The organism is Streptomyces sp. NPDC046727 (assembly GCF_040645635.1).
GTDB lineage: Bacteria > Actinomycetota > Actinomycetes > Streptomycetales > Streptomycetaceae > Streptomyces.
This window is the reverse complement of sequence record NZ_JBEYYR010000037.1, coordinates 61,737-87,218: the sequence shown is the minus strand read 5'-3', so window position 1 is coordinate 87,218 and position 25,482 is coordinate 61,737. Positions and strand designations below refer to the sequence as shown.

The 25,482-nt window shown below is 72.1% G+C and carries 22 protein-coding genes; 13 read left to right on the top strand and 9 right to left on the bottom strand.

What is annotated here, in order from left to right; genetic code table 11:
- On the bottom strand, positions 1 to 2,228 hold a 2,228-nt coding region (locus tag ABZ937_RS34065), incomplete at its 3' end, for a DEAD/DEAH box helicase (RefSeq protein ID WP_361697596.1).
- Positions 2,229 to 2,722: 494 nt separating this feature from the next.
- Between ABZ937_RS34065 and ABZ937_RS34060 the strand changes: the two genes are divergently transcribed.
- Entirely contained in the window at positions 2,723 to 3,478 is a 756-nt protein-coding gene (locus ABZ937_RS34060; RefSeq protein ID WP_356158066.1) for a ferritin-like fold-containing protein, read from the top strand.
- Positions 3,479 to 3,622: 144 nt separating this feature from the next.
- Here the strand turns inward: ABZ937_RS34060 and ABZ937_RS34055 are convergent, their stop codons facing one another.
- The 4 genes from ABZ937_RS34055 to ABZ937_RS34040 form a co-directional block, all read right to left on the bottom strand.
- Entirely contained in the window at positions 3,623 to 3,892 is a 270-nt protein-coding gene (locus tag ABZ937_RS34055; protein WP_361697594.1) for a hypothetical protein, read from the bottom strand.
- A 182-nt stretch (positions 3,893 to 4,074) separates the two neighbouring features.
- Entirely contained in the window at positions 4,075 to 4,302 is a 228-nt protein-coding gene (locus tag ABZ937_RS34050; RefSeq protein ID WP_201827726.1) for a DUF3107 domain-containing protein, read from the bottom strand.
- Positions 4,303 to 4,447: 145 nt separating this feature from the next.
- The gene (locus ABZ937_RS34045) at positions 4,448 to 5,089 is read right to left on the bottom strand and encodes a TetR/AcrR family transcriptional regulator (RefSeq protein ID WP_361697592.1); all 642 of its coding nucleotides are present in this window, start codon (positions 5,087 to 5,089) and stop codon (positions 4,448 to 4,450) included.
- 167 nt (positions 5,090 to 5,256) lie between these two features.
- Positions 5,257 to 5,496: a hypothetical protein gene (locus tag ABZ937_RS34040; protein ID WP_361697590.1), complete on the bottom strand. Its 240-nt coding sequence runs from the start codon at positions 5,494 to 5,496 to the stop codon at positions 5,257 to 5,259.
- Positions 5,497 to 5,695: 199 nt separating this feature from the next.
- Between ABZ937_RS34040 and ABZ937_RS34035 the strand changes: the two genes are divergently transcribed.
- From ABZ937_RS34035 to moeZ, 12 genes are all read left to right on the top strand, one after another.
- Positions 5,696 to 6,694, top strand: coding sequence for an alpha/beta hydrolase (locus ABZ937_RS34035; protein ID WP_361697588.1), 999 nt, complete (start codon positions 5,696 to 5,698; stop codon positions 6,692 to 6,694).
- An 8-nt stretch (positions 6,695 to 6,702) separates the two neighbouring features.
- Positions 6,703 to 8,076, top strand: a complete 1,374-nt coding sequence (locus tag ABZ937_RS34030) for a DUF3152 domain-containing protein (protein ID WP_361697586.1) — start codon at positions 6,703 to 6,705, stop codon at positions 8,074 to 8,076.
- A gap of 57 nt (positions 8,077 to 8,133) precedes the next feature.
- Positions 8,134 to 8,229 (top strand): Ms4533A family Cys-rich leader peptide, encoded by a 96-nt coding sequence (locus ABZ937_RS34025; RefSeq protein ID WP_309550493.1) that lies wholly within the window; start codon positions 8,134 to 8,136, stop codon positions 8,227 to 8,229.
- A 192-nt stretch (positions 8,230 to 8,421) separates the two neighbouring features.
- A complete protein-coding gene (locus ABZ937_RS34020; RefSeq protein WP_361697584.1) occupies positions 8,422 to 10,140 on the top strand; it encodes an ABC transporter substrate-binding protein in 1,719 nt (572 codons plus the stop codon).
- A 4-nt stretch (positions 10,141 to 10,144) separates the two neighbouring features.
- Positions 10,145 to 11,221, top strand: a complete 1,077-nt coding sequence (locus ABZ937_RS34015) for an ABC transporter permease (protein ID WP_361697582.1) — start codon at positions 10,145 to 10,147, stop codon at positions 11,219 to 11,221.
- Positions 11,218 to 12,216 carry an ABC transporter permease gene (locus ABZ937_RS34010; protein ID WP_361697580.1) on the top strand — a complete coding sequence of 333 codons (999 nt, stop codon included), beginning with the start codon at positions 11,218 to 11,220 and terminating at the stop codon, positions 12,214 to 12,216. Before ABZ937_RS34015 ends, ABZ937_RS34010 begins: the two co-directional genes overlap by 4 nt.
- Positions 12,213 to 13,829, top strand: a complete 1,617-nt coding sequence (locus tag ABZ937_RS34005) for an ABC transporter ATP-binding protein (RefSeq protein ID WP_361697578.1) — start codon at positions 12,213 to 12,215, stop codon at positions 13,827 to 13,829. The genes ABZ937_RS34010 and ABZ937_RS34005 overlap by 4 nt, the downstream gene beginning before the upstream one ends.
- 201 nt (positions 13,830 to 14,030) lie before the next feature.
- A complete protein-coding gene (locus tag ABZ937_RS34000; protein WP_361697576.1) occupies positions 14,031 to 15,752 on the top strand; it encodes a DUF3492 domain-containing protein in 1,722 nt (573 codons plus the stop codon).
- On the top strand, positions 15,749 to 17,023 hold the full coding sequence (locus ABZ937_RS33995) for a hypothetical protein (RefSeq protein WP_361697574.1): 1,275 nt from the start codon (positions 15,749 to 15,751) through the stop codon (positions 17,021 to 17,023). The genes ABZ937_RS34000 and ABZ937_RS33995 overlap by 4 nt, the downstream gene beginning before the upstream one ends.
- A 177-nt stretch (positions 17,024 to 17,200) precedes the next feature.
- Entirely contained in the window at positions 17,201 to 18,160 is a 960-nt protein-coding gene (locus ABZ937_RS33990; protein WP_361697572.1) for an NAD-dependent epimerase/dehydratase, read from the top strand.
- On the top strand, positions 18,148 to 18,897 hold the full coding sequence (locus ABZ937_RS33985; RefSeq protein WP_361697570.1) for a spherulation-specific family 4 protein: 750 nt from the start codon (positions 18,148 to 18,150) through the stop codon (positions 18,895 to 18,897). Before ABZ937_RS33990 ends, ABZ937_RS33985 begins: the two co-directional genes overlap by 13 nt.
- A 63-nt stretch (positions 18,898 to 18,960) precedes the next feature.
- The gene (gene moeZ, locus ABZ937_RS33980; RefSeq protein ID WP_361697568.1) at positions 18,961 to 20,139 is read left to right on the top strand and encodes an adenylyltransferase/sulfurtransferase MoeZ; all 1,179 of its coding nucleotides are present in this window, start codon (positions 18,961 to 18,963) and stop codon (positions 20,137 to 20,139) included.
- 295 nt (positions 20,140 to 20,434) lie between these two features.
- Here the strand turns inward: moeZ and ABZ937_RS33975 are convergent, their stop codons facing one another.
- The 4 genes from ABZ937_RS33975 to ABZ937_RS33960 all read right to left on the bottom strand — a co-directional run bounded on the left by ABZ937_RS33975 (position 20,435) and on the right by ABZ937_RS33960 (position 25,412).
- Entirely contained in the window at positions 20,435 to 20,938 is a 504-nt protein-coding gene (locus ABZ937_RS33975; RefSeq protein WP_361697566.1) for a hypothetical protein, read from the bottom strand.
- Positions 20,939 to 21,131: 193 nt separating this feature from the next.
- Positions 21,132 to 21,962, bottom strand: a complete 831-nt coding sequence (locus ABZ937_RS33970) for an alpha/beta hydrolase (protein ID WP_361697564.1) — start codon at positions 21,960 to 21,962, stop codon at positions 21,132 to 21,134.
- A gap of 211 nt (positions 21,963 to 22,173) precedes the next feature.
- Positions 22,174 to 23,733, bottom strand: a complete 1,560-nt coding sequence (locus tag ABZ937_RS33965) for an alpha/beta hydrolase (protein WP_361697563.1) — start codon at positions 23,731 to 23,733, stop codon at positions 22,174 to 22,176.
- Positions 23,734 to 23,867: 134 nt separating this feature from the next.
- A complete protein-coding gene (locus tag ABZ937_RS33960; RefSeq protein ID WP_361697561.1) occupies positions 23,868 to 25,412 on the bottom strand; it encodes an alpha/beta hydrolase in 1,545 nt (514 codons plus the stop codon).
- Positions 25,413 to 25,482: the final 70 nt, after the last annotated feature.

Sequence of the window (25,482 nt, the reverse complement as noted above, 5' to 3'; positions counted from 1 at the left end):
CGGGTGCGGCGCGGCTTGGCTTCCGTGGCTTCGGCGGTGTCGACGGCGGCCTCGGCGGCAGCGGCGGTCTTCCGCGTCCGGCGCGGCTTGGCCTCAGCCTCTGCCTCGGTGGCCTCGGGTGCGGCAGCCGCGGTCTTGCGGGTGCGGCGCGGCTTGGCTTCCGTGGCTTCGGCGGTGTCGACGGCGGCCTCGGCGGCAGCGGCGGTCTTCCGCGTCCGGCGCGGCTTGGCCTCGGCTTCCGCTTCGGTGACCTCGGGAGCGGCTGCGGCCGTCTTGCGCGTCCGGCGCGGCTTGGCCTCGGCCTCTGCCTCGGTGGCCTCGGGTGCGGCAGCCGCGGTCTTGCGGGTGCGGCGCGGCTTGGCCTCGGTGGCTTCGGCGGTGTCGACGGCGGCCTCGGCGGCAGCGGCGGTCTTGCGCGTCCGGCGCGGCTTGGCCTCGGCTTCCGCTTCGGTGACCTCGGGAGCGGCAGCCGCGGTCTTGCGGGTGCGGCGCGGCTTGGCCTCGGTGGCCTCGGCCGTGTCCACAGCAGCCTCGGCGGCGGCCGTCGTCTTCCGCGTGCGGCGGCGCGGCTCGGTCTCCGTGGCCACAGCGGCCTCGGTCACCGGGGCGTCCGCGATCACGGGCTCGGTCACGGGCTCGGTCACCGCGGCGGGCTCGGTCGTCGCCGACTTCCGCGTGCGGCGGCGGCGCGGCTTGTCCGGGGTGTCCGGGGTGTCCAGGACGGCCGGACCCTCCGCCGTGGCCACCGTCTCGACGGCGGTCTCCTCGGTCGGCGTGGACGCCGCCGTGGCCGTCACCGGCTCCGACGGTGCTCCGCCACGGGTACGGCGACGACGGCGCGGGGTGCGGGTCGCGGCCGGGGTCTCCTCCGTACCGGAGGTCTCGGCGGCCGGCGCCGGCGCGGCGGGGGAGGCGTCCAGCGGCGATCCGCCGCGCGTACGGCGGCGCCGGCGCGGCGTACGGGCCGGACGCTCACGCTCGACCGGGGCCGGCTCGGCACGGCCACCACGGCCACGGCCGCGCGCGCCTCGCCCGCCGGTCTCGCCCAGGTCCTCCAGCTCCTCCGCGTCCAGCCCGGCACGGGTCCGCTCGGACCGGGGCAGGACGCCCTTGGTCCCCGCGGGAATGCCGAGGTCGGAGAAGAGGTGCGGGGACGTCGAGTACGTCTCCACCGGGTCGTTGAAGTCCAGCTCCAGCGCCTTGTTGATCAGCTGCCAGCGCGGGATGTCGTCCCAGTCGACGAACGTGATCGCCGTACCCTTCGCGCCCGCGCGGCCCGTACGGCCGACGCGGTGCAGGTACGTCTTCTCGTCCTCGGGGGACTGGTAGTTGATGACGTGGGTCACGCCCTCGACGTCGATACCGCGCGCGGCGACGTCGGTGCAGACGAGGACGTCGACCTTGCCGTTGCGGAAGGCCCGCAGGGCCTGCTCGCGGGCGCCCTGGCCGAGGTCGCCGTGGACCGCGCCGGAGGCGAACCCGCGGCGCTGGAGCTGCTCGGCGATGTCGGCTGCCGTGCGCTTGGTACGGCAGAAGATCATCGCGAGGCCGCGGCCCTCCGCCTGCAGGATGCGCGCGACCATCTCCGGCTTGTCCATGGAGTGACCGCGGTACACGAACTGCTTGATGTTCGCGACCGTCGCGCCCTCGTCGTCCGGCGCGGTGGCGCGGATGTGCGTGGGCCGCGACATGTAGCGGCGCGCGAGGCCGATGACCGCGCCCGGCATGGTCGCCGAGAACAGCATGGTCTGGCGCTTGACCGGCAGCATGTCGATGATCTTCTCGACGTCGGGCAGGAAGCCCAGGTCGAGCATCTCGTCGGCCTCGTCGAGGACCAGGCACTTGACGTGCTTCAGGTTCAGCTTCTTCTGGCCCGCGAGGTCGAGCAGTCGGCCCGGGGTGCCGACGACCACGTCGACGCCCTTCTTCAGGGCCTCGACCTGGGGCTCGTAGGCCCGGCCGCCGTAGATCGCCGTCACGCGCACGTTACGGACCTTGCCGGCCGTCAGCAGGTCGTTGGTGACCTGGGTGCACAGCTCGCGCGTGGGGACGACGACGAGCGCCTGCGGGGCGTCGGTGAGGGCCTCGGGGGCGGCGCGTCCGGCCTCGACGTCGGCGGGGACGGTGACGCGCTCAAGGAGCGGGAGGCCGAAGCCCAGCGTCTTGCCGGTGCCGGTCTTGGCCTGGCCGATGACGTCCGTGCCGGACAGGGCTACGGGGAGCGTCATCTCCTGGATGGGGAAGGGAGTGATGATGCCGACGGCTTCCAGGGCCTCGGCGGTCTCGGGGAGGATCCCAAGTTCTCGGAACGTCGTAGTCAGGGTGCTGCCTCTTCTGTGTGCGCGGTGCGAGGCGAGCGCGGGGGTCATGACTGACCGTGCCGGGGACGTCGGCTGCCGTACGGACGAACCACTCGGGCAAGCCGTAAGACACGGGACCTCTGCCGACGCTCTAGCGCTCGTACCGCTGAGGGGTCCCTCCTGTCGTCGTACGGTCCTTGCCGTACGCCCTCGGAGGGCTGTCGGGTCGGAGCCGATCGGGCCACCGACCGGGCATCCTCATGCGTGCGGCCTGTCGGGACACGTCGAACATCGTCAACGCACTCAGCCAGGCGCATTACCACCATACCCCGGATTCGCGCACATGCGATGGCCGATTTGGTCACGTAGTCGTGGTCACAGTGATCGGACGGGGACTTGAGCGGGGCGCCGAGCGGGCTATTGTGCGCCTCATGACTAGCTCTGACAAGCCTGAGAACGCGTCCGCCGAACCCGCAGAACCCACCGGTGTCGCCGCCCAGGACTGGGCGCAGGCGTCCGCCGACCCGCAGTACCGCGCCGCGGTCGTGGACCTGCTCGGGGCGCTCGCGTACGGGGAACTGGCGGCGTTCGAGCGGCTCGCGGAGGATGCCAAGCTGGCGCCGACCCTCGCGGACAAGGCGGAGCTGGCGAAGATGGCCTCGGCGGAGTTCCACCACTTCGAAAGGCTGCGGGACCGGCTGACCGAGATCGGCGAGGAGCCGACGGCGGCCATGGACCCGTTCGTCGCCGCGCTCGACGGCTTCCACAAGCAGACCGCGCCCTCGGACTGGCTGGAGGGCCTGGTCAAGGCGTACGTCGGCGACTCCATCGCGAGCGACTTCTACCGGGAGGTCGCGGCCCGCCTCGACTCCGACACGCGCGAGCTGGTCCTCGCCGTGCTCGACGACACGGGGCACGCCGGGTTCGCGGTGGAGAAGGTACGCGCGGCCATCGACGCCGACCCGCGCGTGGGCGGTCGGCTGGCGCTGTGGGCGCGGCGGCTGATGGGCGAGGCGCTGTCGCAGTCGCAGCGGGTGGTCGCGGACCGGGACGCGCTGTCCACGATGCTCGTGGGCGGGGTGGCCGACGGGTTCGATCTCGCGGAGGTCGGGAGGATGTTCTCGCGGATCACCGAGGCGCACACGAAGCGGATGGCTGCGCTGGGCCTCGCGGCCTGAGAGCCGGTGCGCTCCGCCGGGGGGGTGCGGGGTGTTGCGCGGCTGCGGGTGCGTCGTGGCTTGTCCCGCGCACGCGGCGGAGCCGCATATCGATACAGCCCCGCGCCCCTTCCCGGCCGACCTTCGCCGAAAGGCTTCCGGTTCCTACGCCGTCGCCGATCGTCGGCGCAGGCGGCCTGTCGGGCGGAGGAGCAGGGACAGGGACGCCACCGAGATGATCGCGGCGCCCAGGAGGCTGAGCAGGCCGGTGCCGGGGCCCAGCGCGGTGTGCGTGACGAAGTCGCCGAAGAGGGCTCCCGCGACCCCTGTCGAGTACACCAGCGGGCGGGCCGGCAGGCGATGGGCGAGCCGGTGTGCCGCCGCCAGGGCGAGGATCAGACCGAGCACGGCGGAGCCGAGTGCTTCGAAGATCATGTCGGGGGTCCCTCCCACGGCCGGTCTGGCGCGACGGTCGTAGCCCGTCATACCCGTGACCTGCGCGTTGCAATCCTTCGCTGTGGAGGACTTGTGCTCCATATGTGCGCGCACCCCCTGCGCACACGATGCGGAAGGGCCCGGCGGCACACGGCCGCCGGGCCCTTCTCACGGCTTCGGCCTCACAGCGTGCCGAAACCCACCTTGCGCACGGTCGGCTCGCCGATCTCCACGTACGCCAGACGGTCCGTCGGCACCAGGACCTTGCGGCCCTTCTCGTCCTGGAGGCTCAGCAGCTGCGTCTTCCCGGACAGCGCCTCGCTGACCAGACGCTCGACCTCCTCGACGCTCTGACCGCTCTCCAGAACGATCTCGCGGGGCGCGTACTGCACGCCGATCTTGACCTCCACGGCTATGTCCCTCCGACGGTCAGTGATGTGCGCGATCTTCCGCGCCGTACCCCGCACACATTAGCCCGGTGAAGGGACGTACACGCTCTGGGCCGGAACGCCAGGAGCGAACACCGCGCGGGAACAAAACGCGGGCGTACGGCCGTCAGTGGGGTTCGGTGCCGTGCAGCGGGAAACCGGCGATGCCCCGCCAGGCCAGCGAGGCCAGCAGCTGGACCGCCTGGTCGCGCGGGACGCTGCGGTCGCTGTGCAGCCAGGAACGGGCCACCACCTGGGCGAGTCCGCCGAGACCGGAGGCGAGCAGCATCGACTCCGCGCGCGAGAGGCCCGTGTCCTCGGCGATGACGTCGCAGATCGCCTCGGCGCAGTCGTTGGTGACCTTGTCCACGCGCTCGCGCACCGCGGGCTCGTTCGTCAGGTCCGACTCGAAGACCAGCCGGAAGGCCCCGCCGTCGTCCTCCACGTACGCGAAGTAGGCGTCCATCGTCGCCCGCACGCGCTGCTTGTTGTCGGTCGTCGACGCCAGCGCGCCGCGCACCGCCTGGATCAGCGACTCGCAGTGCTGGTCCAGCAGGGCGAGATAGAGGTCGAGCTTGCCGGGGAAGTGCTGGTACAGCACCGGCTTGCTCACGCCGGCCCGCTCGGCGATGTCGTCCATCGCCGCCGCGTGGTAGCCCTGCGCGACGAAAACCTCCTGAGCGGCACCCAGCAGCTGGTTCCGCCGGGCTCGGCGCGGCAGACGGGTGCCCCGTGGGCGTGCCGCCTCAGTTTGCTCGATGGCTGTCACGCCGCCTCCCAAAGTCGTCCACATGCGGTGTCGGCCGCGCGGCCATCGTACTTTTCGGTAACCGTGGTGTGCGCGGTGCGAGCGCAGAATTTCACGTGGCGGACGGCGGCGAAAGCCGTACGGCCCGCCTGCCGCGACCGACCGGGGGCAGGTGTGGTCCTGCGAGGTCAGCGGTAGTCGTCCTCGTCGAGCGAGACCACGCGCGCCTGTTCCATGAGATCGGCCTCGTTCCCACGGTCCGGGTTCACGCCCGTCAAAGGGTCGTCGCGGTCCGGCGTGAGGTCCGCGTGCTGCTCGGCAGCGTCCACTTCGGGTGCCTCGACGTCGATCTCCGCCGCGTCGGCCTCCGCGTCCTCGAAGTCCTCGATGTCCTCGATCGCGTCGGGCTCGGTGGGGTCATAGGCCATGGTGGGCTCCCTTCCTCCGAACGTCCCTGGAAGCGGCAGGGGGTCACAACGCGGGTGCCCTCTGTACGAGCCTAGGAGACAGCTGATCCGGACGCCATGCATCAGGCCCGTTCGTTCCCCCGGGTCTCCGGCCGCGCCTGGCTCATTCTGTGACGGCGAACACACGGACCTCGGCGTGATCACCTCGTAACATTGCCGCATGTCTTCGACCGAGTCGCCGTCCGTGCCGGCCGCCAGTGTGCTTCCCAAGGTGGCGCCCGTCCGGGTCGGCGAGGGCGAGCGGCTGCGGTCCGTGGGCCTGCCCGGCGTCACCCTGTCGATCCGTTCCCGGCGCCCCGCGCGCGAGGACCTGCCGCCCGCGCTGTACGTCCACGGACTCGGCGGCTCCTCGCAGAACTGGTCGTCGCTCATGGCCGAGCTGGACGACGTCGTGGACAGCGAGGCGGTCGACCTGCCCGGCTTCGGTGACTCGCCGCCCCCGGACGACGGCGACTACTCCGTCACCGGGCACGCGCGCGCGGTGATCCGCTATCTCGACGCAGCCGGCCGGGGCCCGGTCCACCTCTTCGGCAACTCGCTCGGCGGCGCGGTCACCACGCGCGTGGCCGCCGTACGCCCCGACCTCGTCCGCACGCTCACGCTCGTCTCGCCCGCCCTGCCCGAGCTGCGGGTGCAGCGCACCGCGGTGCCCACGGCGCTGCTCGGCGTGCCCGGCATCGCCGCCCTGTTCACCCGGCTCACCAAGGAGTGGACGCCCGAGCAGCGGGTGCGCGGGGTCATGGCGCTCTGCTACGGCGACCCCGGGCGGGTCTCGCCGGAGGCGTTCCAGGCGGCCGTGGAGGAGCTGGAGCGGCGGCTGCAGCTGCCGTACTTCTGGGACGCGATGGCCCGCTCCGCGCGCGGGATCGTCAACGCGTACACGCTCGGCGGGCAGCACGGCCTGTGGCGCCAGGCCGAGCGGGTGCTGGCCCCGACCCTGCTGATCTACGGCGGCCGGGACCAGCTGGTCGGCTTCCGCATGGCCGGCAGGGCGGCCCGCTCCTTCCGCGGCTCCCGGCTGCTGTCCCTGCCGGACGCCGGGCATGTCGCGATGATGGAGTACCCCGAGGTGGTGGCCGACGCGTTCCGGGAACTGCTGGCACAGCGGGCCGACTCCGGCGAGGGTGCCGTCGCCACGGCCGCGGGCGCGGGGAGCTGAGGGCCAGGGTGGGACGCCACAGCCGCCGCGGACCGGCCCCGAAGAGCGAGTCCGCGGACATAGCCGCAAGGCGGGGGGACAAGCGGGGCACGCGCTCCGAGAGCCAAGGGGACGGCACGCCCCGACTGCCGGACGGCACACCGGCCCACGGGATGCCGAGGTTTCCCGGCGGTCCGTCCGTGCAGGGCGGTCCGTCGGCGCAGGGCACGCAGGGGCTTCCCGACGGCACTCCCGCGCGCGGGACGCCACGTCTCCGTGACGGGGCTTCCGCGCGGGGCGGCCATCCCGAGCAGCGGGAGGCCGGCGGCGGCTGGGGAGAGTTCGCCGGGCGGCCGGCCGGCGCCGCCGGGCCCGGGGTCACGCTGCCGCGGCAGCGGCAGGCGCCGGGCGGGCCGGGGCGCGGCCGTGGCCCCCGGCAGGACTACCTCGACGCCTTCGACGGCGCCGGCGACGGGACCCGGGGCCCCGGGGACACCGACGCCTTCGCGGCCGGCGCGGGCCGGGGACGCCGTACCGGGGACGTGTCGGCCGAGGCGCCGCAGGCCTCCGTCGCCGCGGCGGACGGCGTCGAGGTGCCCGCCCAGCGCGGCGGGGGCAAGGGCTGGGCCTTCACCGGCATCGCGGCGGCTGCCGTCACCACCGTGCTCGCGGTGGTCGTCGCCGGGCAGGTGACGAAGGGGCAGGACGACGGCGACGTACAGGCGCGGTCCGCCACCGACCAGGGCCGCGACGCGCGTGGCTCCGCCGGGCCGACGCCCTCCACCGTGCCGAGCGCGGTGACGCTGACGTACGACCAGAAGATGGCCAAGAGGTACCCCCTCGGCGCCACGCTGGCCGGCTCGGGCAAGTTCGACGCCGTGCCCGGTTTCGACAAGGCACCCGGCGCCGGACAGAAGTACCGCTACCGCGTCGACGTCGAGCAGGGGCTCGGGCTGGACGGCGCGCTCTTCGCCGAGGCCGTGCAGAAGACCCTGAACGACCCGCGCAGCTGGGCCCACGGCCGCGCCCGTACCTTCGAGCGCATCTCCTCCGGCAAACCCGACTTCGTGATCACGCTGGCCAGCCCCGGCACCACCGCCAAGTGGTGCGCCAAGTCCGGCCTGGACACGACGGAGGACAACGTCTCCTGCGACTCGGCCGCGACCGAACGCGTCATGATCAATGCGTACCGGTGGGCTCAAGGCAGCAAGACATACGGTGACCGGATCCATGCGTACCGGCAAATGTTGATCAACCATGAGGTCGGCCACCGGCTCGGCAACGGGCACGTCACCTGCCAGAAGGACGGCGAACTGGCACCCGTCATGCAGCAGCAGACGAAGTTCCTGGACCACGACGGAATCCACTGCCGGCCCAACCCATGGCCTTACCCCGGCAGTTGACGCGCGCCACTTATGTCACATTGACATGAGCCCGTATGGTCGTTCATATTTCTGCGCATGTGGTCTAGTCATGCCGTCTGCAGCAGCGCCGCCATCGAGCTGGCGCTCATCGGCGTGACCGCGCTCTGCGTGGCCGACATCCACTGTCGCTGACGCCGCCTCCCCGGCGTTCGCGTCGCGACCCTTCTTCTCCTCTCCGTCCGTGACCGTGTCACGGATTTTTCGACGACCCGACGCCGGGGCCGACGTCTGCCCGCAGTCGTCTCATTCCTCGATCGCATGTCTCACCTTTCGAGAATCCCTCGATCGATCCCCGACACGTCACCCCGAGAGGTCGTCATTCCGATGCGTCAACCGTCCGTCATAGCGCGCCGCGTGGCAGCGGCATCCGTCAGCCTGGTCGTGGCAGCGGGCGCCGCCGCCTGCGGCCCGAAGGACAGCGATGCCAAGGGCTCCGGTGGCGACTCCACGCCCCACAAGGGCGGCACGCTGACGGTCCTGAACTCCGAACCGCAGTCCGACTTCGACCCCGCGCGGCTGTACACCTCCGGCGGCGGGAACGTTCCCTCGCTCGTCTACCGCACCCTCACCACGCGCAACCGCGAGAACGGCGCGGCCGGCGCCGAGGTCGTCCCGGACCTGGCCACCGACACCGGGCGCCCCAACAAGGACGCGACCGTGTGGACGTACACCTTGAAGAAGGGACTCGCGTACGAGGACGGCACGCCGATCACCTCGGCAGACATCAAGTACGGCGTCGAGCGCTCCTTCGCCCCCGAACTCTCCGGCGGCGCCCCCTACTTGCGTGACTGGCTGGTCGGGGCCGCCGACTACCAGGGGCCGTACAAGGACAAGAAGGGCCTGTCCGCGATCGAGACGCCGGACGCCCGGACCATCGTGTTCCACCTGAACAAGCCCGAGGGCGAGTTCCCGTACCTCGCCACCCAGACGCAGTTCGCCCCGGTGCCCAAGAGCAAGGACACGGGCACGAAGTACGAGTCGCACCCCATCTCGTCCGGCCCCTACAAGGTCGTCGAGAACGAGAACGACGGCGAGCACCTCGTCCTGGAGCGCAACACGCACTGGTCGGCGGCGACCGACGCCGAGCGCAAGGCGTACCCGGACAAGATCGACGTCCGTTCCGGTCTCGACTCCTCGGTGATCAACCAGCGGCTGTCCGCGTCCCAGGGTGCGGACGCCGCCGCCGTCACCACGGACACCAACCTCGGCCCGGCCGAACTCGCCAAGGTGACCGGCGACAAGGAGCTGGCCGCACGCGTGGGCACCGGCCACTTCGGCTACACGAACTACCTGGCGTTCAACCCGAAGGTGAAGCCCTTCGACAACCCCAAGGTGCGCCAGGCGATCGCGTACGCCATCGACCGGTCCTCCGTGGTCAACGCGGCCGGCGGCAGCGCCCTCGCCGACTCCGCGACCACCTTCCTGCCGAACCAGAAGTCCTTCGGCTACACGCCGTACGACCCGTTCCCGGCGGGCAGGTCCGGCAACCCGGCGAAGGCCAGGGAGCTGCTCGCGCAGGCCGGTCACAAGAGCGGGCTCACCATCACGCTGACCCACTCCAACAACAAGGACTTCGAGACCAGCCCGGAGATCGCCACCGCCGTCCAGGACGCGCTCAAGAAGGCCGGCATCACGGTCAAGCTGCAGGGCCTGGAGGACAACGACTACCGGGACAAGATCCACAGCGTGAAGACCGAGCCGGGCTTCTTCCTCGCCCACTGGGGTGCCGACTGGCCCTCCGGCGGTCCCTTCCTCGCCCCCATCTTCGACGGCCGGCAGATCGTCAAGGACGGAGCGAACTTCAACACGGGCCTGCTGAACGACAAGTCGGTCAATGCCGAGATTGACGCGATCAACAAGTTGACCGACCTTGACGCCGCCGCCCAGCGATGGGGTGCACTGGACAAGAAGATCGGCGAGCAGGCCCTCGTCGTGCCGCTGTTCCACCCGGTCTACAAGCGTCTGTACGGCAAGGACGTCAAGGGCGTCGTCATCAGCGACTGGACCGGCGTCCTGGACATCTCCCAGGTCGCGGTGAAGTAGCGCCGTGAGCGAGGCACTTGTCGCCGTCGAGACCGCCGGGACGGACACCTCCGTCCCGGCGGTCTCGGGGGCACGTCAGTTCTGGCGGCGGCTGCGGGCGCAGCGCGCCGCCCTGGTCGCCGCGGCCGTCGTCGCGCTGCTCGTCCTGGTCGCCCTCGCCGCGCCGCTGCTCACCGCGGTGGAGGGCCAGGACCCCACCACCTACCACCCCTCCCTGATCGACTCCGCGCGCGGGGGCGTGCCCATCGGCTCCTTCGGCGGCATCGGCCCCGACCACTGGCTGGGCATCGAACCGCAGACCGGACGCGACATGTTCGCCCGGCTGGTCTACGGCGCACGGGTCTCCCTGGGCGTGTCGCTGGGCGCCACGCTGGTGCAGGTCGTCCTCGGCGTCGCCATGGGTGTGGCCGCCGGGCTGGGCAACCGCTGGGTCGACCTGATCCTGAGCCGCGTCACCGACCTCTTCATCTCGATGCCGCTGATGATCATGGCGCTCGCCCTGCTGGCCGTCGTGCCCGACAGCTTCCCGCGGCCCGTCCTCGTCGCGCTGATCATCTCCCTGGTCTCCGGATGGGCCACGACGGCGACGATGGTCCGCGCGCAGACCCTCGCCCTGAAGAACCTCGACTACGTCGCCGCGTCCCGGCTCAGCGGCTGGAGCACCTGGCGGACCGCCGTACGCGAACTCCTCCCGGGCCTCGCCGCGCCGGTCATCACGTATGCCGCGCTGCTGGTGCCGCAGAACATCAGCGCCGAGGCGGCCCTGTCCTTCCTCGGCGTCGGCGTGAAGCCGCCCACGCCCTCGTGGGGGCAGATGCTCACCTCCGCCGACGTCTGGTACCAGGCGGCCCCGCAGTACCTGCTGCTGCCCGCCCTCGCCCTGTTCGTGACCGTGTTCGCGATGACCGTCCTCGGCGACGGCGTCCGCGTCGCGCTCGACCCGCGCGCCGCGTCCCGGCTGCGCATAGGCACCGGCCGCAAGCGGGAGGCCCGCGCGGAGACGGCCGTACCGAAGCCGGAGAGCCGCGCGGAGACGGCCGTGGCGGAGACTGCCGTGCCGAAGAAGGGGGACCCGGCGTGAACGGCTTCACCGGATTCGTCCTGCGCCGGGTCATCGGCGCCGTGGTCACCCTGTTCGTGCTCTCGGTGATCATCTACGTCGTCTTCTACGTCACGCCCGGCAACGTCGCCCAGATCACCTGCGGCCCGCGCTGCTCCCCGGCCCAGGTCCACCAGGTGGCCCAGCAACTCCACCTCGACGACCCGCTGTACGTGCGCTACTGGCACTTCCTGCAGGGCCTCTTCGTGGGCCAGGACTTCTCGACGGGCACCTCCGTCGAGCACTGCTCGGCGCCCTGCCTCGGCCAGTCGTACCAGACCGACCGGCAGGTCACCGACATCATCCTGACCAGGCTGCCGGTGAGCTTCTCGCTGGTGATCGGCGCGATGGTGATCTGGCTGCTGCTCGGCGTCGGCACCGGCGTGCTGTCCGCCTGGCGGCGCGGCCGGCTCTCCGAACGCGTCCTGACCGCGATCACGCTCGCCGGCACCGCCACCCCCGTCTTCGTCATCGGCCTCATCCTGATGATCGTCGTCTGCGGCGAACTGCAGCTGCTGCCCTTCCCGCAGTACGTGAACTTCACCGACGACCCCGAACAGTGGGCGTGGAACCTGCTGCTTCCCTGGCTCTCCCTCGCGCTCATCGAGGCGGCCAACTTCGCCCGGCTCACCCGGGCGTCGATGCTGGAGACCCTCGCCGAGGACCACATCCGCACGTTCCGGGCCTACGGCGTGACCGAGCGCGCGGTGATCGCCCGGCACGCGCTGCGCGGCGCGACGGCCTCCGTCATCGCGCTCAACGCGATCACCTTCGGCTCGGCCATCGGCGGCGCCGTCCTCACCGAGACCCTCTTCGGCCTGCCCGGCATCGGCCAGGAGCTGGTGCACGCGGTGAAGGTCGTCGACCTGCCGGTGGTCGTCGGCATGGTCCTGGTCATGGGCTTCTTCGTGGTTCTCTCCAACGCCGTCGCGGACGTCCTGTACGCGGTGGCCGACCGACGGGTGGTGCTCGCATGAGCCTGGTGGAAGCGGCGGACACGAGCCTGGTGGACGTGACCGGCCTGACCGTCGAGTTCGGCGCCGTGCGCGCCGTCGACGGGCTCTCCTTCAGCCTGGCGAAGGGCGCCGCCCTCGCCCTGGTCGGCGAGTCCGGCTCCGGCAAGTCCACGGTCGCGGGTGCCCTGCTGGGCCTGCACCGGGGCACCGGGGCCCGGGTCGGCGGCTCGGTCCGGGTCGCCGGCACCGACGTACAGGCGGCCTCCGACGAGGAGCTGCGCCGGCTGCGCGGCGCCAGGGCCGCCATGGTCTTCCAGGACCCGCTGTCCTCGCTCGACCCGTACCACGCGATCGGCGACCAGATCGCCGAGGTCCACCGCGTCCACGCGCGCGTGTCGCGTCGCACCGCACGCGCGCGTGCCGTGGAGGTCCTGGACCGGGTGGGGATCCCGGACGCGGTACGCCGGTCCCGGTCCCGCCCGCACGAGTTCAGCGGCGGCATGCGCCAGCGCGCCCTCATCGCCATGGCCCTCGCCTGCGAACCGGACCTGCTGATCGCCGACGAGCCGACCACCGCCCTGGACGTCACCGTCCAGGCCCAGATCCTCGACCTGCTGCACGCGCTGCGCGAGGAGACCGGCATGGGCCTGCTGCTCGTCACCCACGACGTGGGCGTGGCCGCCGAGAGCGTGGACGACGTCCTCGTCATGCGGCACGGCAGGGCCGTCGAGCGCGGCCCGGTCGGCGCGGTCCTCGCGGCGCCCGCCGAGCCGTACACCCGCGAACTCCTCGACGCCGTCCCGCGCCTGGACGCCCGCCGGACCGGCTCCCCGGCCACCGACGAGGTCGTGCTGGAGGCCACCGGGGTGCGGCGCGCGTTCGGGCGCGGCAAGCGGGCGGTCGTGGCCGTGGACGACGTCTCGGTGACCGTCCGGCGCGGCGAGACCCTCGGCGTGGTCGGCGAGAGCGGCAGCGGCAAGACCACGCTCGGCCGCATGCTCGTCGGGCTGCTGGAACCCACCGCCGGCGAGATCCGCTACGAAGGACGCCCGCACACCGGCGTGAACCCGGCCGTCCAGATGGTCTTCCAGGACCCCGTCTCCTCCCTCAACCCCCGCCGCAGCGTGGGCGAGTCCATCGCCGACCCGCTCCGCGCGCGGGGCGACCGGGACGAGGAGCGGATCCGGGGGCGCGTGACGGAACTGCTGGAGCGCGTGGGGCTCGAAGGGGCGCACTACGACCGCTACCCGCACGAGTTCAGCGGCGGGCAGCGCCAGCGCATCGGCATCGCGCGTGCGCTCGCCGCCGAGCCGCGCGTCATCGTCTGCGACGAACCCGTCTCCGCGCTCGACGTCACCACCCAGGCCCAGGTGGTCGCCCTGCTCGGCGAACTCCAGCGGGAACTCGGCCTCGCGCTGGTCTTCATCGCGCACGACCTCGCCGTCGTCCGCCAGGTCAGCGACCGGGTCGCGGTGATGCGCCGCGGCCGGCTCGTCGAGTACGGGCCCGCCGACGAGGTGTACGACAGCCCGCGCGAGCCGTACACCGAGCGGCTCCTGGCCGCCGTACCCGCGCTCGACCCGGAGCTGGCCGCCCGGCGCCGTGCCGCCCGGCGGGAACCGGCCGTGGCGTAACGTTTCGTACACACGGGATCACCATCTGATCCCTTAGCGCGGCGGAACGCGACCCGCACGCGAAAGTTACGACCGTTCACCCCTTTTGGTGGCGCGATGGACAACCGTCCGTCGCGCCACCGTCTTGTCCCCTTACGTTCGTCCCGCTGCGAGCCGCCAGGACCACGGCGGCTCCCCAGACGGGAGATCGGGGGTGCACACGTGCGCATAGGACTGCTTACGGAAGGTGGCTATCCCTATGTGAGCGGTGACGCCAGGCACTGGTGCGACCGGCTCGTGCGCGGGCTCGATCGGCACGAGTTCGACGTCTACGCGCTCAGCCGTGGCCGGCACCAGGAAGCCGAGTGCCGCGTTCCGCTCCCACCGCAGGTCAGACGGGTGCGTACGGCGCCGCTGTGGACGGCCGAGGACGACGGTGTCGCCTACGGACGGCGCGCGCGCCGACGCTTCGCCGAGTGCTACGGGGAACTGGCGGCGGCGGTGACCGCCGGGGACGGAGCCGGCGCCGGGGCCAGGGCGGATGCCGCCTCCGACGCCGCTCCCGCGTCCGGCGATCTGGCGGACCGTTTCGGCAGCGCGCTGTACGGGCTCGCCGAACTCGCCCGCGAAAACGGCGGACTCGTCGGCGCCCTGCGCTCCGACGCGGCCGTACGCGCCCTGGAGCGCGCCTGTCACGCCCCCCGCGCGCCGCGCACCGCGCACGAGGCGCGCGTACCCGACCTGCTCGCCGTCGCCGCACACCTCGAACGCGCCCTGCGCCCCCTCTCCCTCGACTGGTACGGCGACGACGGCCTCGGCGCGGCCGACCTCTGCCACGCCACCACGGGCGGCCCCGCAGCCCTCTGCGGGCTGCTCGCCCGGCACTTCTCCGACGTACCGCTGCTCGTCACCGAGTACGGCGTGCAGCTCCGCTCGCACTACCTGACCCTCGGTCCCGACGCCGCCGCCCCCGCCGTACGCGCCCTGCTCGCCGCCTTCCACGGCCGGCTCGCCGCCGAGGTCTACCGCAGGGCCGCGATCCTCACCCCAGGCAACGCACACGCCCGCCGCTGGCAGGAACGGTGCGGCGCCGACCGCGCCCGGATCCGCACGGTGTACCCCGGCATGGAGGCCGACCGCTTCACGGAGGCCGGCGAGTCCCCGGACCGCGCCGACCCGGACACCCTGGTCTGGGTCGGCCGCGTCGAACCCGCCAAGGACCTCGTCTCGCTGCTGCACGCCTTCGCCGAGGTCCGCAAGGAGCACCCCGAGGCCCGCCTGCGGATCGTGGGCGCTCCCTCCGGCGCCGAGGGCGCGGCCTACCTCGGCCACTGCCGGGCGCTCGCCGCGCAGCTCTTCCCGGACGAGGCGGAGGGCGCGCACGCCGTCGGCGACAACCCCGTCTCCTTCGAGGAGATCGGCGCCCCGGAGGCCCCGACGCTGCCCGACGCGTACGCCGTCGGCGCGGTTGTCGTCCTCTCCAGCGTGGTGGAGGGCTTCCCGATCAGCCTCGTGGAGGCCATGCTCTGCGGCCGGGCCACGGTGTCCACGGATGCCGGCGCGGTGGTGGAGGTCATCGGCGGCACGGGTCTGGTCGTGCCGCCGCGCAATCCCCGGGCGCTCGCCGAGGCGTGCGTGGCGCTGCTGCGCGACCCCGAGCGCCGTGCGCGCCTCGGTGCCGCCGCGCGCGCCCGGGCGCTCGAACTGTTCACCGTCGAGCAGAACATCGCGGCATTTCACGGCATTTACCTGGAGATCGTCTCGCGCTGCCCGGTCCGCCGGGTCGTCCTGGACGAGTCCGGCGAGCCCCTGCCGTTCGCCACCCCCGCCGAGTCCCACGTCCCCGGCCGCTGGACCCGCCCCACGCCCCGTGTCATCCCCGGCTGGGCCACGAACACCCCGGTCCGGGCGACCCCGCTGGCGACGGCGGAGGGGGCACGATGAGCGACCTGGACAGCAGGATCCCCGACGGCGGTTCTTCCGCCGGGAACGGCTGCACCGGGAAGGGCACCCGGGCCACCACCAGCCAGGCCACCCCCCGGTACGACCCGGTCCCGCCCGGATCCCGCGCCGAGGCGGATGCGAGACCGGACCGGCGGCGAGCCCCCGGGGTGCGGCGCGGCGCCGGCGACCCGGTGAAGGCCCTGTTGCACCAGCACCGTGAGCTGTGCGAGCGGGCCGTGGATCCGCTGGAGATCGCCGCGGGGCTGGAGGCGCACGGGGTCACCGACCGGACCGCCGCCCGGTTCCGGCACCGGGACGTGTTCTCGCTCGCGGAGGAGCTGTACGCGCGCGTGCCGCGCATCGCCGAGCCCCGCCCGCAGCCCCGGCCCCTGCCCATGCCCCGCGTCCGCGTCGGCTGGGTCCTGTTCAGCCTCCTGCCCGGGGCGCTCGGCGCGGCCACGGTGACCGGACTGCGCCTCGCCCACGGCCACCCCCGCCAGCTGGTGGCACTCGGCGGCCTGCTCGCCGTTGGCCTCGGCACGCGCGCGGCACTGCGCCACGGCCCGCTCGCCGGTCCGCCCGGCACACGCGCGTGGCGAACCGCGGCCGCTACGCGCGCGTGGACCTGCTGGCTGCTCGGGTACGCCCTCGCCGGTGACGGCCTCCTCCACGCCGTCATGACCGGCGGCCCCGATGCCCTCCCCACCGGACTCCCGGACGGCCCCTGGCCCACGGCCACCGCACCCGTCCTCGCCCTCCTGCCGGCCTGCGCCCCCGCGGCCTGGTCCGCCCACCTCCTCGCCGCCGGCGCCCGCCGCAGGCTCGCCGGCAGCCGGGGCCTGGAGGACTTCACGGCCGCCGCCAAGCCGCTGCTGCTCGGCGTCCTCGCCCTGTTCCTGGGCGCCCTCGGCGCGCTGCTCGCGCTGAGCGGCACCCTCCTGCACGAGGCCGCGGCCTATCCGCAGGCCCTCAGCCTGGGCGCCCTGCTCCTGCTGGCACGTCTGCTCACCGTGCACCGCCACCGGCACGCCCCCGCCCTCGCGCTGGGCGCCGTCGTGGCCACGGAGGCGGCGGCCCTCGCGCTGCCACTGGCCGGCCGGCTGCCCGGCTGCGCCTTCCTGGCGGCTCCCGTCGAGACCCTCGTCGACGCCTGGGGCGAGGCCGCCGTACCGGCCCTCGCCTGCGGCATCGCGGCCCTGGCCCTGCTGGGGCACGCCGGCCGCACCCTCACCCGGGCCTCGGCCCACGCGCCCACGGGAGCACCCGAGTGAACCTTCCGCCCGCCGGCCCGACCACCGCCGGAGGCACCCGCACGACCCCGCTGAAGGAGAACACCAGATGACCACCTCCCGACCCGGAGCGCCCGGAACCACCGGAGCGCCCGGAGCAGCCGCAGGCGCCGTCGAAACGGCCGGTACCACCGGCGCGCACACCCCGGGAGGCGCCCGATGAGGGTCCTGCTGATCGGAGCCAACGGATTCATCGGCCGCTTCGTCGCCGACCGCCTGCTCGCCGACCCGGCCGTCCAGCTCACCGCGCTCGGCCGCGGCGACGACGCCGACGTCCGCTTCGACCTCGCCACCGGCAGCCCGGGCGCGCTCACCCGCTTCCTGGACGCGGTCCACCCCGGAGTCGTCGTCAACTGCGCCGGCGCCACCCGCGGCGGGGCCCGCGAACTCACCCGGCACAACACCGTCGCCGTGGCCACCGTCTGCGAGGCGCTGCGCCGCAGCGGCTGCGGCGCCCGCCTGGTGCAGATCGGCTGCGGCTCCGAGTACGGCCCCAGCCAGCCGGGCTCCTCCACGGCCGAGGACGCCGTACCGCGCCCCGGCGGCCCGTACGGCGTCAGCAAGCTCGCCGCGACCGAACTGGTCCTCGGCTCCGGGCTGGACGCCGTCGTCCTGCGCGTCTTCTCGCCGGCCGGCCCCGGCACCCCGGCCGGGTCCCCGCTCGGCCGGCTCGCCGAGGCCATGCGCCGCGCCATGCAGTCAGGCGACGGCGAACTCAAGCTCGGCGGCCTCGGCGTCCAGCGCGACTTCATCGACGTACGCGATGTCGCGCGGGCCGTGCACGCCGCCTCGCTCTCCGCCGCGCAGGGCGTGATCAACATCGGCTCCGGCCGCGCCGTCCGGCTCAGAGACGCCGCCGCCGTCCTCGCGCGCGTGGCCGGATACGGCGGCGCCCTCCACGAACTCGACGCCCCGCCCGGCCCGCTGCGCGCCGCCATCGGGCACCCTCGCGGCGACTCCGAGCACACAAACCCGGTCGCGTACCCGTACCCGGACGGCTGCGGCAGCTGGCAGCAGGCCGATGTGCGCACCGCGCGCGACCGGCTGGGCTGGCGGCCCCGCATCAACCTCGAAGAATCTTTGGCCGACATCTGGATGGAGGCGGCATGCCGCATCTGACCAGCACCACCGCCGGCGCCACCGGCACCGGCGTCCGCACCGCCCTCGGTATCCCCGGCTACGCCCACCCGCTGCTCGCCCCGGCCCAGTGGGCCGAACTCGCCCGCCCCGGCACCCCGCTGGACTGGGTCGTCCTCGACGTCGCCGCCGGCCCCGGCACCCGCCCCGACCCGCACTGCCTGGAGGCGGCGGGCCGACTGCACACCGCGGGCGTCCGCGTCCTCGGCCACCTGGACCTCACCTACGGTGCCCGGGCGTTCGGCGATCTGCTCTCCGACGCCCACCGCCATCTCGACTGGTACCGGGTCGACGGCTTCCTGCTGGACCGCTGTCCCACCGAGCGGACCGCGCTCCCCGAGGTCCGCCGCGCGATCACCACGCTCCGGGCGATCAGTGACACCGCCCACGTCGTCCTCGGCCACGGCCGCCACCCGCACCCCGGCTACGCCGAGAACGCCGACCAGCTGGTGACCTTCTCCGGCTCCTGGTCCGACTACCGCTTCTCGCAGGCGGCCGAGTGGACCGCCGACTACCCGCCCGACCGGTTCTGCCACTTCGTGCACGGCGTGCCCCGCGGCCATCTGGACGAGGCGCTGCGGATCGCCCGCTGGCAGGGAGCGGCGACGATCTACTTCACGGACCGCACCGACGGAGGCGGGCGCAGCGACCCCTGGGAGACGATGCCCGGCTACTGGGACGACATCGTCTCGCGGGTCGGAACGGGTGTCTCGGAATGAAGAAGGCCGTGGCAGTGTTACGAGGAGAACAACTGTAGTGATTGACCGACCAACGGAGTCCCCGTGTCGCTGCCACCCCTGGTCGAGCCAGCTCCTGAGCTCACCGTAGACGAGGTCCGCAGGTACTCCCGCCACCTGATCATCCCCGATGTGGGCATGGACGGGCAGAAGCGGCTGAAGAACGCCAAGGTGCTCTGTGTGGGCGCCGGCGGCCTGGGCTCGCCGGCGCTGATGTACCTGGCCGCCGCGGGCGTGGGCACCCTCGGCATCGTGGAGTTCGACGAGGTCGACGAGTCGAACCTGCAGCGTCAGATCATCCACAGCCAGTCCGACATCGGCCGCTCCAAGGCCGAGTCCGCGCGTGACAGCGTCAAGGGCATCAACCCGTACGTGAACGTGGTCCTTCACGAGGAGCGGCTGGAAGCCGACAACGTGATGGACATCTTCAGCCAGTACGACCTGATCGTCGACGGCACGGACAACTTCGCCACCCGTTACCTGGTGAACGACGCCTGCGTGCTGCTGAACAAGCCGTACGTGTGGGGTTCGATCTACCGCTTCGACGGCCAGGCGTCCGTGTTCTGGTCCGAGCACGGCCCCTGCTACCGCTGCCTCTACCCGGAGCCCCCGCCCCCCGGCATGGTCCCCTCCTGCGCCGAGGGCGGCGTCCTGGGCGTGCTGTGCGCGTCCATCGGCTCCATCCAGGTCAACGAGGCCATCAAGCTCCTCGCGGGCATCGGCGAGCCGCTGGTCGGCCGCCTGATGATCTACGACGCCCTGGAGATGCAGTACCGCCAGGTCAAGGTCCGCAAGGACCCGGGCTGCGCGGTGTGCGGCGAGAACCCGACGGTCACCGAACTCATCGACTACGAGGCCTTCTGCGGCGTCGTCTCCGAGGAGGCCCAGCAGGCGGCGGCCGGCTCGACGATCACTCCCAAGCAGCTCAAGGAGTGGATCGACGACGGCGAGAACATCGAGATCATCGACGTCCGCGAGCTCAACGAGTACGAGATCGTCAGCATCCCGGGCGCCAAGCTGATCCCGAAGAACGAGTTCCTCATGGGCAGCGCCCTGGAGACCCTCCCGCAGGACAAGAAGATCGTCCTGCACTGCAAGACGGGTGTCCGCAGTGCGGAAGTCCTCGCGGTCCTGAAGTCCGCGGGCTTCGCCGACGCGGTCCACGTCGGCGGCGGCGTCATCGGCTGGGTCAACCAGATCGAACCGCACAAGCCGGTCTACTGATCACGGGTGGGACTGAGGAAGCCCACGGCATCTGAGCAGCTCAGAGCCGTGGGCTTCTGTCGTTGTCGGTTGGCGTCGGGTGACCTTGTACGGCCCGGGGACGGCCCAAGAAAGGCAGTTGGGTAACAAGTCACGGCAGCCTGCGTGCTGCAAGGGAGCAGGCACACGCCCCCTGGTGCCGCCGTCGGCTGATACGACGGTCTCTCAGGGGTGCTGCTGCATACGGTCGTCCGGCTTCGTTGATGTCAGCCGTGGATGTCAGAAGTCGCCCTGTGAGCAGCGGCTGAGACTCGCTCTAGCCCCCGCAGAACTTCTTCTCCGCCGCGGCCGCGCCGTCCCTGAACCCTTGCCGGAAGTTCGCGTTGACCGTGACGCCCTGCAGTTGCCGCACGTCGCAGTCGCTCTTCATGGCCGCGTAACCCGCCTTGTAGCCTGCCGCGTACTGCTCCTGGGCGCTCTGGCGTCCCCCTTGCTCGGCCGTGCCGCACCTGACCTCGGGGCCGCCGACCTGCCGGGCAGTGATGGTGCCGCGGGCATGAGTGATCGTTGCGGAGAAGTTTCCGCCGGCGTCCGTCCGCTCGGTGCCCTGGGCCCCGTGCGCGGACTCGATGAAAACGGCCTTGTTCGGCTCGAAGTCCTCGCCGACGACCTTCAGGTCCGCCCGACCGTCGGCCCGCGAGACACCGCAGGTGGGTGACGCCGCCGCGGCCGGCGAGGCGGCAAGCTCCACTGCCCCCGCTGTCAATGACGACACCACCAGGGGGACCAGCACCGCCAGGCGTACGCATCGACCGTCCATGGGAAGGCTCCTACGTGGCTCGCCCCCTTCAGCCCCTGCTCTCCAGCGTCTCTCCGACGGTAAGGGGTGTCAAAAGGGGGACGATCTCGCCCCGCTCGCAAAGTCTGTTGGCGGTCCAGCGGACCACCGCCTGACCAGGTGCGCTACGGGTACACCGGGGAACGGGCCGGACGTTGAGGCCAGCCCGCCGGGGTCAGGAACGGATGAACGCGAGGATGTCCGGGTTGAGGACCTCCGGGTGCGTCGACAGCATCCCGTGCGGATAGCCCTCGTAGGACTTGAGGGTCCCCTTCTTCAGAAGCTTGACCGTCAGGGGTGCCGAGTCGTCGTACGGGACGACCTGGTCGTCGGTGCCGTGCGCGACGAGGACGGGCACCTCGATCTGCTGCAAGTCCTCGGTGAAGTCGGTCTCGGAGAACGCCGCAACGCACTCATACTGCGCGTTCGCCGCGCCCATCATGCCCTGGCGCCACCAGTTGTCGATCAAACCCTGTGACACCTGCGCTCCGGGACGGTTGAAGCCGTAGAACGGCCCCGAGGGAATGTCGATGAACGACTGAGCCCGGTTGTCGGCAACGCCCTTACGGAAGCCGTCGAAGACCTCCATCGGCAAGCCGCCCGGGTTGGCCTCCGTCTTCAGCATCAGCGGTGGCACCGCGCCCACCAGGACCGCCTTTGAGACCCGGCCGGGCTTGGCGCGGGCGACGTAGCGGGTGACCTCGCCACCGCCGGTGGAGTGGCCGATGTGCACGGCGCCCCGCAGGTCGAGTGCGTCGGTCAGGGCGGTCACGTCCGCTGCGTAGGTGTCCATGTCGTGGCCGGTCGCGGTCTGGGTGGAGCGTCCGTGGCCACGGCGGTCGTGGGCGATGACTCGGTAGCCCTGCGCCAGGAAGAACAACATCTGACTGTCCCAGTCGTCGGCGCTCAGCGGCCACCCGTGGTGGAAGACGATCGGCTCCCCATCCCGAGGACCCCAGTCCTTGTAGAAGATCGTGGTGCCGTCGTCGGTCGTGACTGTACCCATCGCAGATCCTCCGCTCGTCCAGGCGCACCCGAGCCAAAGGGCAAGGGGTGGGCGGCACGCGGGACTTCACGCCCAGCGGGCGCGGTCCGGATGTATGGCCCACATTACGCCCGGTCCCTGCGGGCCACATCCGCAGCTTGTCGACGTCCGGTTCCCCGGTGTGGGCGGCGGGGGCTTCGGGCGCGGACGGTGCCCGGAGCCCCCGTCGGCGTCAGGAGCAGACCTTGCCGTCCTTCGGTACCGTTCCCTTCAGCAGGTAGGCGTCCACCGTCGAGTCGACACAGTCGCTGCCGCTGCCGTACGCCCCATGGCCCTCGCCCTTCCAGGTGAGTTCGACGCCCACGCCCCGGCCCAGCTCGTCGGCCATGCGGCGGGCGCCCTCGTACGGGGTGGCCGGGTCGCCGGTGTTGCCGACCAGCAGGATCGGTGCCGCACCCGGTGCGCTGACATCCGGGGTGTCGTACTGGCCCGGCACCGGCCAGCCGTGGCACCAGCCCGCCGTGTCCCAGGCCAGGAAGTCCCCGAACACCGGCGAGATCCGCTCGAACTCGGCCAGGCGCCGCTTCGTCTCGGCGAGTGCCGGCCGCTGCTTGTCGTCCAGGCACGATATGACCCGCTGGGAGTGCGACATCGTGCCGTAGTGCCCCGAGGCGTCCCGGTCGTTGTACTCGTCGGCGAGCGCCAGCAGCTGCGAACCGTCGCCCTTCTCCGCCGACTTGAGCGCGCTGGTCAGCCTCGGCCAGCTCGACTCGCTGTACAGCGGCAGGATGATCCCGGTGACCGCGAGCGTCTGGGTCAGCTTCCGCCCGGACGACGTCGGCAGCGGCTTGGCGTCGATCCGTGTCAGCAGGTCGGCTATGTGCCGTGAGCCCTGACCGGCGTCCTGACCTGTGGACTTGAGGTAGTCGTCAAGGGCCCGCTGGAATCCGCGGGCCTGGTTCTCGGCGTGCCCCACCGTGTCCGCGGCCGGGTCGACGACCGCGTCGAGCACCAGCCGGCCGACCTTCTTCGGGAAGAGGTGGGCGTAGACGCCGCCGAGTTCGGTGCCGTAGGAGATGCCGAAGTAGTGCAGCTCGGCGTCGCCGAGGACCTGGCGCATCAGGTCCATGTCGCGTGCGGTGTCGGTGGTGGACACGTGGGCCAGCAGCGGGCCGGCGGCCTTCTGGCAGCCCTTGCCGAAGTCGGCGGCGTCCTGGAAGTACGCCTTCTCCTCGGCGGGGGTGTCGGGTGTGGCGTCCACGGTCTCGGCGGCCTGGATCTCCCGGTCGCCGCGGCAGCGGACGCCCTCGCTCGCGCCGACCCCGCGCGGGTCCCAGCTCACCAGGTCGTAGCGCTCGTGGAGCGTGGCGACGGACGGCTCGTAGTACGGCATCGTCGACACGCCCGAGCCCCCGGGGCCGCCGAAGTTGAACAGCAGCGAGCCGACGCGGTCGCCGCCGGTCGCCCGCGCGCGGATGAGGGCGAGCCCGATCGTCCGGCCCCCCGGCTCGGACCAGTCCAGCGGCACCTTGAGCGTCGCACAGCGCCATGCGTCGCTCGGCGCGGCGGAGTTCCCTGTGGCCTTGCAGCGCTGCCAGTCGAGGCGCTGGGAGGTGAGGGAGGACGGCAGGGCCGTCGGGGGCTGCGCGTCGGTGGAGCGCGGCGTCGACGGGGGAGCCGAGGCGGCCCCCTTGCCCTCGTGCCCGTTCCCGTCATCGCCGGACGAGCCGCCGCAGCCGGCCAGCAGCAGCCCTGCCGCCACCGCGGCCGTCCACCGCAGAAATCGCATCATGCGCACCCCCCTGACAGGCCCGCCGCGCCGTGCCGCGCCGGGCGTTCAAGCCATGGTAGGCGCCCTCGCCTCGCCCCGCTGAGGCCTGTGGATAACGTTCTGACCTGCTGTTTTGCCCGATTGTCGGGGGTCTGTCAGGAGCAGACCGTGCCGGCCTTCGGCACCTTTCCGTCCAGCAGGTAGCGGTTCACCACGCCCTGCACGCACTTGTTCCTGCTGTCGTACGCGCCGTGCCCCTGGCCCTTGTACGTCAGCTGGACGCCGACGCCCTTGCCGAGGGCGTCCACCATCTTCCGCGCGCCCTCGTACGGGGTGGCCGGGTCTCCGGTGTTGCCGATGACGAGGACGGGCGCCGACCCCGGCGCGCTGACGTCGGGGTGGTCGGCGGCGCCCGGCACCGCCCAGTCGGTGCAGCTGACCATGCCCCAGGCCAGGAAGTCCCCGAACAGCGGGGACGCGGCACGGAACCGGGGCAGCCTCTGCTGGACGTAGTCCGCGGTGTACCGCGGCTTCTCGTCCGAGCAGTTGATGGCGATGTTCGCCGCGGTGAGGTTGCTGTACTCCCCGTTCTCGTTGCGGCCGTTCATCGAGTCGGACAGCAGCATGAGGATCTTGCCGTCGCCGTCGTACGCCTCCTCCAGCCCCTCGGTGAGGTACTCCCAGAAGTCCTTCGAGTACAGGGACTGCGCGATGCCGTTGGTGGCGGCGGTCTGGGTCAGCTGGCGCGGGAAGATGCCGGGGATCGGCTTCTTCTCCAGGTCCGCGAGCAGTTTCGCGATGCGGTCCTTCACCTCCTGGGGGGTGTCGCCGATCGGGCATTCCGTCTTCTTCGACGTGCAGTCCTTCGCGAAGTTGTCGAGGGCGAGCTGGAAGCCCTCGGCCTGGCCGAGCGCGCTCTGCTCCGGGTTCTGGGTGGGGTCCACGACGGCGTCGAGGACGGCCCGCCCGACCTTCTTCGGGAAGAGGTGGGCGTAGACGCCGCCGAGTTCGGTGCCGTAGGAGATGCCGAAGTAGTGCAGCTTGGCGTCGCCGAGGACCTGGCGCATCAGATCCATGTCGCGGGCCGCGTCCGTGGTGCGCACATGCGGCAGCACCTTCTTGGAGTTCTTCTCGCACGCCGCGTTGAACCGCTGGGTGCGCTTCACGAGCTGGACGCGTTCGGCGCTGTCGTCGGGGGTCGCGTCCTGCTGGAAGTACACGTCCAGCTGGGCGTCGCTCTCGCACTTCACGGGTGCGCTGCGGCCGACCCCGCGCGGATCGAAACTGACCAGGTCGTAGCGGGTGCGCAGGGCGGAGTAGTCCGTGCCGAACGCGGGCAGCGTGGTGACGCCGCTACCGCCCGGGCCGCCGAAGTTGAACACGAGCGACCCGATCCGCTTGCTCGCGGGGCCACTGGCCCGGGCACGGATCAGGGCGATGCCGATCGTGCCGCCCTTCGGCTTGGCCCAGTCCAGCGGCGCCCTCATGGTGGCGCACTGCCACGGGGTGCCGTTCGGCAGCGGGGACGGCGCGCTGCCGCCGCCCTCGGCCTCGGACGGGGCCGGACAGTCCTTCCAGTCCAGTTTCTGCGTCGTGAGATCCCCGTCCTCGCCGCTGTCGCCACATCCGGCCAGCACAGCGGAGAGCAGCACAGCGGTGGTGGTCAGCGCGGCGGCGCGCAGCCAGGAGGGGTTCGCCATACACCCATCGTGGGGGCGCACACGCCGGGGCGCGCGGGACGCGGGCCGTACGAGGTACATGGCCCGGGGG